Annotated in this window: 12 protein-coding genes; 8 read left to right on the top strand and 4 right to left on the bottom strand. The window is 71.1% G+C overall.

Translation table 11 applies throughout. The features are described 5' to 3' along the window. The 3 genes from ACWGKT_RS47450 to ACWGKT_RS47440 form a co-directional block, all read right to left on the bottom strand. Positions 1-660, bottom strand: a 660-nt coding sequence (locus ACWGKT_RS47450) for an NADH-quinone oxidoreductase subunit C (RefSeq protein ID WP_453278651.1), incomplete at its 3' end; no start/stop codon positions are given. Beyond that, the gene (locus ACWGKT_RS47445; protein ID WP_235456132.1) at positions 657-1,265 is read right to left on the bottom strand and encodes an NADH-quinone oxidoreductase subunit B; all 609 of its coding nucleotides are present in this window, start codon (positions 1,263-1,265) and stop codon (positions 657-659) included. The genes ACWGKT_RS47445 and ACWGKT_RS47450, both read right to left, overlap by 4 nt. Continuing rightward, entirely contained in the window at positions 1,256-1,663 is a 408-nt protein-coding gene (locus ACWGKT_RS47440) for an NADH-quinone oxidoreductase subunit A (RefSeq protein ID WP_453278650.1), read from the bottom strand. Before ACWGKT_RS47440 ends, ACWGKT_RS47445 begins: the two co-directional genes overlap by 10 nt. A 208-nt stretch (positions 1,664-1,871) precedes the next feature. Between ACWGKT_RS47440 and ACWGKT_RS47435 the strand changes: the two genes are divergently transcribed. From ACWGKT_RS47435 to ACWGKT_RS47415, 5 genes are all read left to right on the top strand, one after another. After that, a complete protein-coding gene (locus tag ACWGKT_RS47435) occupies positions 1,872-3,158 on the top strand; it encodes a sensor histidine kinase (RefSeq protein ID WP_453278649.1) in 1,287 nt (428 codons plus the stop codon). Between the two features lie 112 nt (positions 3,159-3,270). Then, on the top strand, positions 3,271-4,614 hold the full coding sequence (locus ACWGKT_RS47430) for a sensor histidine kinase (RefSeq protein ID WP_453278648.1): 1,344 nt from the start codon (positions 3,271-3,273) through the stop codon (positions 4,612-4,614). A gap of 298 nt (positions 4,615-4,912) precedes the next feature. Then, the gene (locus ACWGKT_RS47425; RefSeq protein ID WP_356148813.1) at positions 4,913-5,572 is read left to right on the top strand and encodes a response regulator transcription factor; all 660 of its coding nucleotides are present in this window, start codon (positions 4,913-4,915) and stop codon (positions 5,570-5,572) included. A 241-nt stretch (positions 5,573-5,813) separates the two neighbouring features. Next, complete coding sequence (locus ACWGKT_RS47420; protein WP_453278647.1) at positions 5,814-7,742, top strand: 2-oxoacid:acceptor oxidoreductase subunit alpha; 1,929 nt, start codon at positions 5,814-5,816, stop codon at positions 7,740-7,742. Further along, positions 7,735-8,814: a 2-oxoacid:ferredoxin oxidoreductase subunit beta gene (locus ACWGKT_RS47415; protein ID WP_356148792.1), complete on the top strand. Its 1,080-nt coding sequence runs from the start codon at positions 7,735-7,737 to the stop codon at positions 8,812-8,814. The genes ACWGKT_RS47420 and ACWGKT_RS47415 overlap by 8 nt, the downstream gene beginning before the upstream one ends. Before the next feature lie 37 nt (positions 8,815-8,851). Here the strand turns inward: ACWGKT_RS47415 and ACWGKT_RS47410 are convergent, their stop codons facing one another. Further along, a complete protein-coding gene (locus ACWGKT_RS47410) occupies positions 8,852-9,262 on the bottom strand; it encodes a winged helix-turn-helix transcriptional regulator (protein WP_453278646.1) in 411 nt (136 codons plus the stop codon). A 90-nt stretch (positions 9,263-9,352) separates the two neighbouring features. On the opposite strand from ACWGKT_RS47410, the gene ACWGKT_RS47405 reads away from it, so the two are divergent. From ACWGKT_RS47405 to ACWGKT_RS47395, 3 genes are all read left to right on the top strand, one after another. Beyond that, positions 9,353-10,207: an SDR family oxidoreductase gene (locus ACWGKT_RS47405; protein WP_453278645.1), complete on the top strand. Its 855-nt coding sequence runs from the start codon at positions 9,353-9,355 to the stop codon at positions 10,205-10,207. Positions 10,208-10,442: 235 nt separating this feature from the next. After that, positions 10,443-11,411, top strand: a complete 969-nt coding sequence (gene rarD / locus ACWGKT_RS47400; RefSeq protein ID WP_453278652.1) for an EamA family transporter RarD — start codon at positions 10,443-10,445, stop codon at positions 11,409-11,411. A gap of 82 nt (positions 11,412-11,493) precedes the next feature. Beyond that, entirely contained in the window at positions 11,494-11,970 is a 477-nt protein-coding gene (locus tag ACWGKT_RS47395; protein WP_453278644.1) for a VOC family protein, read from the top strand. Positions 11,971-12,012 lie beyond the last annotated feature (42 nt).

Genomic DNA, 12,012 nt, shown 5'->3' with positions numbered 1-12,012 from the left:
CGCGCGTACCGGGCGGTCGCCCGCGGCGCGCGTGGGGCGTTCGCCCGCCGCGCGGGCCGTGCCGCGGGCCGGGCGGGCGGGAGCCGGTGGGAGCTGGCCCTTCATGGGGCCCCACTCGTTCGGGTCGGGGACGCCCGGTGGCAGCATCTGGCGGCGCTTGGGGCCGCCGTGGTCCGACTCGCCCGGTTCCTTCGCTCCCGGCCACGCCTTGGCGACCCGCGCCGCCAGGACGAAGTCCTTGCGCAGGGGGTGGCCCTCGAAGGTCTCCGGGAGGAGCAGGTGGTCCAGCGCGGGGTGACCCTCGAAGGCCACGCCGAACATCTCGTGCGTCTCGCGCTCGTGCCAGGCGGCGCCCGCGTAGACGCCGACGGCGGAAGGAAGGGCCGGGGCCTCGTGCGGGACCGTGGTGCGCACCAGCAGGCGGCGGACCGGGGCGAGCGCGACCACGTGCGCGGAGACGCGGAAGCCCGTGCCCGGTTCGTCGACCGCGCTCAGCCAGTCGAAGTAGGTGCAGGACAGGGTCGTACGGGCCGTCTCCAGGGCGGTGAGCCAGGAGGACGGCGGGACGTCCACCGTCAGGACCTCGTACGACTCCTCGGCCGTCGCCTCCGTACCGAAGAGTTCTTCGACCGGGGCGGGCAGCCAGCCGACGGTGGTCATCGCGGATCCCCCTCGACGGCCGGCGGCTTCACCAGGCCGCTCTGCAGGGCGGCCGTGGAGGCACGCGGGGCTCCGACGGTGCCGTACCGCTCCCCCAGCGACTCGCGGGCGATCTTCTCCTGGAGTTTGAGGATGCCCTGGAGCAGCGCCTCGGGGCGGGGCGGGCAGCCGGGGACGTACACGTCGACCGGGATGATCTGGTCGACGCCCTTCGTCACCGAGTAGGAGTCCCAGTAGGGGCCGCCGCAGTTGGAGCAGGCGCCGAAGGAGATGACGTACTTCGGCTCGGGCATCTGCTCGTACAGGCGCCGGACCGCGGGGGCCATCTTGTCCGTGACCGTGCCGGAGACCACCATCAGGTCGGCCTGGCGCGGGCCCGGCGCGAAGGGGATGACGCCGAGGCGGATGAAGTCGTGGCGGGCCATCGACGCGGCGATGAACTCGATGGCGCAGCAGGCGAGGCCGAAGTTGAAGACCCAGAGCGAGTAGCGGCGGCCCCAGTTCAGGACCACCTTCATCGGCTCGGGAGCCAGGCGCGCGAGCGCGCCCAGGCGCTTCGGCTCGGGCAGCAGAACCGGCTCGGTGGCCGACGGGGTCACGTCCATGTCAGGACGCCCTTCTTGTATGCGTACAGCAGGCCCACGGCCAGGAAGCCGAGGAAGATGAACATCTCGACGAGCGTCGTCGCTCCGTAGCCGGGCGCGGCGAAGACCGTCGCCCAGGGGAACAGGAAGATCGAGTCGACCGCGAAGATCACGTACAGGAAGGCGTAGACGTAGTAGCGGACCTGGGTGTGGGCCCAGCCCTCGCCGACGGGGTCGACACCGCACTCGTAGGTGAGGAGTTTCTCCGGGGTCGGCACCACGGGGCGCAGCAGGCGGCCCGCGCCGAAGGCGACCGCCACGAAGAGCACGCCGACCAGAGCCAGCAGTCCCACGACCGAGTAGGACTGGAAGTAGCCGGCCGCAATGTCCGCCGGGACGGCGGTCGAGTTCCCCAACATCTCCCGCAACGTCGTCCTCGCTCCCTGACCTGGTGGTGACCCCAGTTAACCGCTGATTCGACGATCTGTACGCACGGGAGTCTAGGCCCTGATAAAGGGAGGGTAAGCAGCCCGTCACAGCATGAGACGCGGGGGTGGGGTTTTCCCCAGGGGATCGCGGCGGCGAACTCCATGGCACTGCGGCCCGGGGCGCGGCAGGCTAGCGCCCATGACCGCTCGCACCTCCTCGGCCTCCTCGGCCGGCACCGCGCGGACCGGCTCCGGGGCCCTCTCGCGGGCCGATGCCGGCGCCCGCCCGTGGGCCGACGCCGACGATCCCCTGCCTCCGGCCCGTTTCGCCTACGAGGCACAGACCTGGAAGGAGATCGCGCATCTCCTGGCGAACCTGCCGGTGGCGGTGTTCGGCTTCACGTACGCGGTCGCGGCGCTGAGCGTCAGCGGTGCGCTGACGTTCACCGTGATCGGCTTCCCGCTGCTCGCGATCGCGCTGTTCGGGGCGCGGCAGCTGGGGAGGATGGAGCGGGCGCGGGCCCGGCGACTGCTCGGGGTGCGGGTGGAGGAGCCGAGTCCGCTGCGGCTGGCCAGGGTCGGCGGCCTGCAGCGGCTGTGGTTGGCACTGAAGGACCCGGTGGGCTGGCGGACGATGCTCTACGACCTGATCCGGCTGCCGTGGGGCATCCTCACCTTCGTCACCGTGCTGACCGGCCTGTTCGTGCTGTGGCCGGTGCTGCCGTTCGTCGTCCGGGGGCTGACGAACGTGGATCGGGCGATGGTGCGCGGGCTGCTGTCGCCCTCGGACGAGCTGGAGCGCCGTATCGCCGAACTGGAGTCCGACCGCGGGGTCGTCGTGGACACCGCGGCGGCCGATCTGCGCCGCATCGAGCGCGATCTGCACGACGGGGCGCAGGCCCGCCTGGTCAACCTGGCCATGGGGCTCGGTCTGGCCAGGGAGAAGCTGCTCGAAGACCCCGACTCGGCCGCGGCCATGGTCGAGGAGGCGCACGGCGAGGTGAAGCTCGCGCTCCAGGAGCTGCGCGATCTCGCGCGCGGGATCCACCCCGCCGTGCTCACCGACCGGGGCCTGGACGCCGCGCTGTCGTCGGTCGCCTCGCGCTGCACGGTGCCGGTGAAGGTGACGGCCGACCTGGAGTCGAGACCGGCCGCCGCGATCGAGGGCATCGCCTACTTCACCGTCTCCGAGCTGCTGCAGAACATCAGCAAGCACAGCGGGGCGCGGACGGCCGCCGTCGACGTGTGGCGGACGGAGCACCGGCTGCTCATACAGGTGTGGGACGACGGCCGCGGCGGCGCCCGGCTGGACGGCGGCACGGGCATGCGCGGCCTCGCGGACCGGCTGGGCGCCGTCGACGGCCTGTTCGTCGTCGACTCGCCGCCGGGCGGCCCGACCACGATCACCGCGGAGCTGCCCTGGCGGGACCGTGCGCAGGACCCGGCGGGCGGCCGGGACCGGACGCAGACCCCCCGCGAGGGGTAGGGAAAACCCCCCGGTCAAGACGCCGACGGCCTCCATGTCCCGCCGACCTGCGAGACAGCAGGGTGGAGGTACGGCAACACAGCCGCCGAACGAGGAGAACGGGACGACGCCGATGGCCACGGAGTACGGACAGGGGTACGGGTACACGCACGGGTACGAACCCGGCGGTGAACGCCGGCACCGGCTGCCCGCCGCGCTGCGGGCGCCGATCGAGGCACGCAGCTGGCGCGAGTTCGCGTACGTCCTGCTGAGCCTGCCGGTGGGCATCCTGATGTTCGTCTACGCCGTCACGATGATGTCGCTCGGGGCGGGCCTGCTGGTGACGTTCCTCGGGGTTCCGGTGCTGGCGGCGGGGCTGGCCGGGTGCCGGGGGCTCGGCGTGCTGGAGCGGGCGCGGGCGCGCGGGCTGCTCGGCCTTGAGGTGGCCGAACCGGAGCCGCTGCCCCAGCGGAAGCCGGGCGTGATGGCCTGGATGGGCGCGGTCCTGAAGAACGGCACCTCGTGGCGGCACCTGCTGTACGCGGTGCTGCAGTTCCCGTGGGCGGTGTTCTCGTTCGTCGTCGCGGTGAACTTCTGGGCGTACGGCTGGGCGCTGCTGACGTACCCGCTGTGGTTCTGGCTGTTCCCGATGTACGGCGGTCAGGGCGGCCTTCAGCTCTACGGCGACGCGCACCACAGCGTCTATCTCGACAACCCCTTCGAGATCACCGTCACGGCGCTGGTCGGACTGCTGTTCACGCTGGCCACGCCGTGGATCGTGCGGGCGCTGACCACGGTGGACCGGGTGCTGGTGCACGGGCTGCTCGGGCCGTCGCGGCTGGCGACGCGGGTGGTGGAGCTGGAGTCGGACCGGGGGGTCGTGGTCGACGCGGCGGCGGCGGACCTGCGGCGCATCGAGCGGGATCTCCACGATGGAGCACAGGCACGCCTCGTGGCGCTGGCCATGGATCTGGGGCTGGCGAAGGAGAAGCTGACGGAGGACCCGAACGCCGCGGCCCGGATGGTCGAGGAGGCGCACGGCGAGGTGAAGACGGCGCTCCAGGAGCTGCGCGATCTGGCCCGCGGGATCCATCCCGCCGTCCTGACCGATCGCGGGCTGGACGCCGCGCTGTCCTCGGTCGCCTCCCGCTGCACGGTGCCGGTGCAGGTCGAGGTGGACCTGGTGGAGCGGCCCGCGCCGGCCATCGAGGGGATCGCCTACTTCACCGTCTCCGAGCTGCTGCAGAACATCAGCAAGCACTCCGGGGCCGGCCGGGCGTCGGTGGACGTGTGGCGGTCGGACGACCGGCTGATGCTGCAGGTGGTCGACGACGGGCTCGGCGGCGCCGACGTGTCGGCCGGTTCGGGCCTGGCGGGACTGGCCGAGCGGCTGGACGCGGTCGACGGGATCCTGGTCGTGGACTCGCCCCGGGGCGGCCCCACCCGCGTGACCGCGGAGCTCCCCTGGCGGCGGTGACGACTCGCGGCTTCACGGCCGCCCGCCCCTCGGTCCGCGGACCGGGGCGCGGGCGGCCGTGGCATGCCCGGGATCATCAACAGGCGACGAACGTCAACAGGTGTTGATCAACCACAGTCGTCGATCGACCACAACCGTTGATCGACCACAGGCCGTCCCGAGTGGCGGACCTGACATGTACTGCCCTGATTCCCGTGGCCCGGGGGCGGTGCGGTCCGAATGCTGGAATGCTGGACTTCCGTATGGACGGACCGGGAAGGAAGACGGGCTGGGGGGCCGAAAGATCGTGGAGGACAGGGTGCGGGTGGTCATCGCCGAGGACTCGGTGCTGCTCAGGGAGGGGCTGACCCGGTTGCTGACCGACCGTGGGCACGAGGTCGTGGGCGGTGTCGGGGACGCGGAGGCGCTGATCAAGACGATCGCCGACCTGCACGCGCAGGACGCGCTGCCCGACGTGGTCGTGGCGGACGTACGGATGCCGCCGACGCACACCGACGAGGGGGTGCGGGCCGCGGTGCGGCTGCGCAAGGCGCATCCCGGGCTCGGCGTGCTGGTGCTGTCGCAGTACGTGGAGGAGCGCTACGCCACCGAACTGCTGGCCGGTTCCAGCCGCGGCGTGGGCTATCTGCTCAAGGACCGGGTGGCCGAGGTGCGGGAGTTCGTGGACGCGGTGGTCCGGGTGGCCCAGGGCGGTACGGCACTGGACCCGGAGGTGGTCGCGCAGCTGCTGGGGCGCAGCCGCAAGCAGGACGTGCTGGCCGGCCTCACCCCGCGCGAGCGCGAGGTCCTGGGGCTGATGGCCGAGGGGCGGACGAACTCCGCGATCGCCAAGCAGCTGGTGGTCAGCGACGGAGCGGTGGAGAAGCACGTCAGCAACATCTTCCTGAAGCTCGGCCTGTCGCCGAGCGACGGGGACCACCGGCGTGTTCTGGCCGTCCTCACGTACCTGAACTCATGATGGCCTGACACTGTGTCAGCAAAGCAGCGGACCCAGAACCGGGAAACGAGCGGGAAGCGTCTTCCACCGCATCTCCAGGGGGGCGAGTAAGCATGACACCACAGGGCAACGGGTCGTCTCGGAATGCCGTCCATCATGCGAATGGCCGAGGGAAGGCGACCCTAACCGACGTAGGGTTGATCCTGGGATGGTCCGTGGGACGACCACACCCGGACAGCCGCCTCGAAGGAGGTCAAGTTCAGTGACCAGCCAGGTCAGCAGCCCAGCGGAGCAGACCGACGGGACCGTTGTGGGAGAGCAGCGCAAACCGGGCGGGGTGAAGGACGTCCGGCGCCTGGACCGGGTCATCATCCGGTTCGCGGGGGACTCGGGCGACGGCATGCAGCTCACCGGAGACCGGTTCACGTCCGAGACGGCGTCCTTCGGCAACGACCTCTCGACGCTGCCGAACTTCCCCGCCGAGATCCGCGCGCCCGCCGGCACCCTCCCGGGCGTCTCGTCCTTCCAGCTGCACTTCGCCGACCACGACATCCTCACCCCGGGTGACGCGCCGAACGTCCTGGTCGCGATGAACCCGGCCGCCCTGAAGGCGAACATCGGCGACCTCCCGCGCGGCGCGGAGATCATCGTCAACACGGACGAGTTCACCAAGCGCGCCATGCAGAAGGTGGGCTACGCGTCCAGCCCGCTGGAGGACGGCTCCCTCGACGGCTACAACCTCCACCCGGTCCCGCTGACGACCCTGACGGTGGAGGCCCTCAAGGAGTTCGACCTCTCTCGCAAGGAGGCCGAGCGCAGCAAGAACATGTTCGCGCTGGGCCTGCTGAGCTGGATGTACCACCGGCCGACCGAGGGCACCGAGAAGTTCCTGAAGTCGAAGTTCGCGAAGAAGCCGGACATCGCCGAGGCCAACATCGCCGCGTTCCGCGCGGGCTGGAACTTCGGCGAGACGACCGAGGACTTCGCGGTGTCCTACGAGGTGGCGCCGGCCTCCAAGGCGTTCCCGGTCGGCACCTACCGCAACATCTCCGGGAACCTGGCCCTGTCCTACGGCCTGGTCACCGCGAGCCGGCAGGCCGATCTGCCGCTGTTCCTCGGCTCGTACCCGATCACTCCGGCCTCGGACATCCTGCACGAGCTGTCCAAGCACAAGAACTTCGGTGTGCGGACCTTCCAGGCGGAGGACGAGATCGCGGGGATCGGCGCGGCGCTGGGCGCGGCGTTCGGCGGCTCCCTCGCGGTGACCACGACCTCCGGCCCCGGTGTGGCGCTGAAGTCGGAGACGATCGGCCTCGCGGTGTCGCTGGAGCTGCCGCTGCTGATCGTCGACATCCAGCGCGGCGGCCCTTCGACGGGTCTGCCGACCAAGACCGAGCAGGCGGACCTCCTCCAGGCGATGTACGGCCGCAACGGCGAGGCCCCGGTCCCGGTGATCGCGCCGTGCACGCCCGCCGACTGCTTCGACGCGGCGCTGGAGGCGGCCCGGATCGCGCTGACGTACCGCACGCCGGTGATGCTCCTGTCGGACGGCTACCTGGCCAACGGCTCCGAGCCCTGGCGCATCCCCGAGGTGGACGAGCTGCCGGACCTGAGCGTGCAGTTCGCCTCCGGCCCCAACCACACGCTGGCCGACGGCACCGAGGTGTTCTGGCCGTACAAGCGCGACCCGAAGACCCTGGCCCGCCCCTGGGCCGTCCCCGGCACCCCGGGTCTGGAGCACCGCATCGGCGGGATCGAGAAGCAGGACGGCACGGGCAACATCTCCTACGACCCGGCCAACCACGACTTCATGGTCCGCACCCGCCAGGCCAAGATCGACGGCATCTACGTACCCGATGTGGAGGTCGACGACCCGCACGGGGCCGAGACGCTGGTGCTGGGCTGGGGCTCGACGTACGGCCCGATCACGGCCGCGGTACGGCGGCTGCGCGCGGCCGGGGAGTCCATCGCGCAGGCCCATCTGCGCCACCTCAACCCCTTCCCGCGGAATCTCGGCACGGTGTTGAAGCGTTATCCCAAGGTGGTGATCCCCGAGATGAACCTCGGCCAGCTCGCCACCCTGGTGCGGGCGAAGTACCTGGTGGACGCCCACTCGTACAACCAGGTGAACGGGATGCCGTTCAAGGCTGAGCAGCTCGCCACGGCGCTCAAGGAGGCCATCGATGGCTGAGACGTCCACGGAAGGCACGGGCACGATCGAGGCGCTCTCGCTCGTCCCCAAGGCCGAGGCCAGGCAGTCCATGAAGGACTTCAAGTCCGATCAGGAAGTGCGCTGGTGCCCCGGCTGCGGTGACTACGCGATCCTCGCCGCCGTGCAGGGCTTCATGCCGGAGCTGGGCCTGGCGAAGGAGAACATCGTCTTCGTCTCGGGCATCGGCTGCTCCTCGCGCTTCCCGTACTACATGAACACGTACGGCATGCACTCGATCCACGGCCGCGCCCCCGCCATCGCGACGGGCCTGGCCAGCACCCGCCGGGACCTGAGCGTGTGGGTGGTCACCGGTGACGGCGACGCGCTGTCCATCGGCGGCAACCACCTGATCCACGCCCTGCGCCGCAATGTGAACCTGAAGATCCTGCTGTTCAACAACCGGATCTACGGCCTCACCAAGGGCCAGTACTCCCCGACCTCCGAGGTCGGCAAGATCACGAAGTCGACGCCGATGGGGTCGCTGGACGCCCCCTTCAACCCGGTGTCGCTGGCCCTGGGCGCGGAGGCGTCGTTCGTGGCGCGCACGATCGACTCCGACCGCAAGCACCTGACGGAGGTGCTGCGCGCGGCCTCGGCCCACCAGGGCACTGCGCTGATCGAGATCTACCAGAACTGCAACATCTTCAACGACGGTGCCTTCGACGCCCTGAAGGACCGGCAGTCCGCCGAGGAGGCACTGATCCACCTCGAACACGGGCAGCCGATCCGTTTCGGCGCCGACGGCACGCGCGGGGTCGTCCGCAACGCGGCCACCGGCGACCTGGAGGTCGTCACGGTCACCCCGGAGAACGAGGCACGGCTCGTGGTCCACGACGCCCACGCGGCCTCGCCCACCACGGCGTTCGCCCTGTCCCGGCTGGCCGACCCGGACAACCTCCACCACACGCCGATCGGGGTGTTCCGGTCGGTGGAGCGCCCGGTCTACGACACGCAGATGGCCGACCAGCTGGACGAGGCGGTCGAACACCACGGCAAGGGCGACCTGGCGGCGCTGCTGGCCGGCGGCGACACCTGGACGGTGGTCGGCTGAGGCCGTCGGACGACGGTCGGCTGACGCAGTCGACGATTCACGACGCCCGGGTCTGTTCCGCCCGGGCCTCGTCGTATGCCAGGCGGGCGCGCTCGACGTCCCCCATCCGCTCCCTGGTCCACAGCGAGAGAGCCCGCACCTGCTGCGCCGCCTCGCGGCCCAGGTCGGTGAGGGAGTAGTCGACGCGGGGCGGGATGACCGGCTTGGCGTCGCGGTGGACGAGGCCGTCGCGCTCCAGGGTCTGCAGGGTCTGGGTCAGCATCTTCTCGCTGACCGGGGCGATCTCGGCAATCGCCCGGCGCAGTTCGCTGAAGCGGTACGAGCGGTCCAGGAGCCGGATCAGGACGAGGACGCCCCAGCGGCTGGTGACGTGCTCCAGCACGAGGCGGTACGGGCACATCCCTTCGGCCTCGGCGCGCTTCTCGGCGTTGAGGTTACTTACTGCCATGCCAGTACCTTACTTCAAAGTGGGTACTTTCGCTGAGTTAGTGCCGCTCCTAGGGTTAGTGACATACACACCCACAAGGAGATCGCAGACATGAGCATCGTCGTCACCGGAGCCACCGGACACCTCGGCCGCCACGTCGTGGAGCAGCTGCTGGACAAGGTCCCCGCCGACCAGGTCACCGCCGTCGTCCGCGACAGGGCCAAGGCCGCCGACCTCGCCGCCCGCGGGGTACGGATCGCCGTCGCCGACTACAACGCGCCCGAGACCTTCGACGGACTCTTCGCGGCCGGCGACAAGGTGCTGCTGATCTCCGGCACCGAGTTCGACAAGGGTCGGGTCCAGCAGCACAAGGTCGTCATCGACGCCGCGAAGGCGGCCGGCGTGGCGCTGCTCGCGTACACCAGCGCCCCCGGCAGCCTGACGGCCGCCCTCGCCGACGACCACCGCGCCACCGAGGAGGTACTGCTCGCCTCCGGCCTGCCCTACGCGCTGCTGCGCAACGGCTGGTACCACGAGAACTACACCGAGAACCTCGCCCCGGTCCTGGCGCACGACGCCGTCGTCGCCGCGGCCGGTGAGGGCCGGGTCTCCTCCGCCTCCCGCGCCGACTACGCGGCCGCCGCCGTCGCCGTGCTGACCGGCGAGGGCCACGAGAACCGGACCTACGAGCTGGGCGGCGACGAGTCGTGGGGCTTCGCCGAGTACGCGGCCGAGCTGAGCGCGCGGACCGGCAAGGAGATCGCCTACAACAACGTTCCCGGCGACGTCCTGAAGGGCATCCTGGCCGGCGCCGGGCTGCCCGCGCCATTCGCCGAGCTCCTCGTCGGCGTGGACGCGTCCATCGCGAAGGGCGAACTGGTCGTCTCCAGCGGCGATCTGTCCCGCCTGGCCGGCCGCCCGACGACCCCGTTCTCCGAGGCCATCGCCGCCGCGCTCAAGGACTGACACCGCCCTCTCCGGACACCTGGACGCACCCCACCTCCACCTGTCATGACCGTATGGCGATACGGGCATGACAGATGGGGGTGCTCGGCGCTACCGTCGTCCCGGCGAGCAGGCGCGACGTGAGCAGGAGGGGCCCGTGGCCGGGACATCCAAGGGTGACGGGATATCGAGGGGCGACGGGGCGGCGAAGGGCGAGCAGCGGACAGGTCTGCTCAACGGCTTCGCGGCCTACGGGATGTGGGGCCTCGTCCCCATGTTCTGGCCCCTGCTCAAGCCCGCCGGCTCGGTCGAGATCCTCGCCCACCGGATGGTGTGGTCCCTCGTCTTCGTCGCCGTCGCGCTCGTCGTCGTACGGCGCTGGGCCTGGGCCGGCGAACTGCTGCGGCAGCCGCGCCGGCTGGCCCTGATCGCGCTCGCGGCCGCGGTGATCACCGTCAACTGGGGCGTCTACATCTGGTCCGTGAACGCCGGGCACGTGGTGGAGGCCTCGCTCGGGTACTTCATCAACCCCCTGGTCACTGTCACGATGGGCGTGCTGATCCTGAAGGAGCGGCTGCGGCCCACGCAGTGGGCGGCGGTCGGCGTCGGGTTCGCCGCCGTGGTCGTACTGACCATCGGGTACGGCCGTCCGCCGTGGATCTCCCTCTGCCTCGCCTTCTCCTTCGCCACCTACGGGCTGGTGAAGAAGAAAGTCAACCTGGGCGGCATCGAGTCGCTGGCCGCCGAGACCGCGATCCAGTTCCTGCCCGCGCTCGGCTACCTGCTGTGGCTGAGCGCGCAGGGCGAGTCCACGTTCGGCACCGGCGGCGCGGGACACGCGGCGCTGCTCGCCTCGACCGGCGTCGTCACCGCGCTCCCGCTGGTCTGCTTCGGGGCGGCGGCGATCCGCGTACCGCTCTCCACGCTCGGCCTGCTGCAGTACCTGGCCCCCGTCTTCCAGTTCCTGATCGGCATCCTCTACTTCCACGAGGCCATGCCGCCCGAGCGCTGGGCCGGGTTCGCGCTGGTCTGGCTGGCCCTTGCCCTGCTCACCGGGGACGCCCTGCGCACCGCGCACCGCGCGTCGAAGGCCCTCGCGGCCGGGCTCCCGGCGCCGCGGAACGGGCGGCCGGCCGGCGCGGTGGAGACGGCGCCGGAGGTGGCCGCACGGGAGGTGGAGGGCGTGTCCGCGGGGCCGGAGGGCCCGCTGGAGGCGAAGGGCTAGAGCCGCCGGGGCGCCGGGGCGCCGGGGCGCCGGGCCACGGTTCCGCTGTCAGGTCCGTCCACGTCGGCTATAAGTGGTCGGCATGACACAGACTCCGGCGACCGCGCCCGCCCCGCTGCACTGGAAGCTCGTCATCGACGCCGCCGACCCGCACATGCAGGCCGACTTCTGGGCCGCCGCGCTGCACTACGAGGTCGAGGACAACAGCGCGTTCGTCGAGCGGCTGCTGGAACTGGGCGCGCTGCCCGGCGCGGCCACCGTCGAGTTCCACGGCCGCCCGGCCTTCCGGGACCTGATCGCCGTACGGCACCCCGACGACCCGTACGACAACGAACGCGGCACCGGGCTGGGACGGCGACTGCTGTTCCAGCGCGTCCCCGAGGCCAAGACCGCCAAGAACCGGCTCCACCTCGACCTGCACCCCGGTGAGGGGCTGCGGGACCGCGAGGTCGAACGGCTTCAGGGGCTGGGCGCGAGCGTCGTGCGGCGGGTGACGGAGCCGGCCGGGGCGTGGGTGATCATGGCGGACCCGGAGGGCAATGAGTTCTGCGTGCAGTAGGTGACGCGAGGGCGGCCGGAGTCGACGTGGCAGTGTCGGCTC

The sequence above is a fragment of the Streptomyces sp. NPDC054794 genome, from assembly GCF_053611585.1.
The sequence above is the reverse complement of the archived record's forward strand: the minus strand, read 5'-3'. Positions and strand labels throughout refer to the sequence as shown.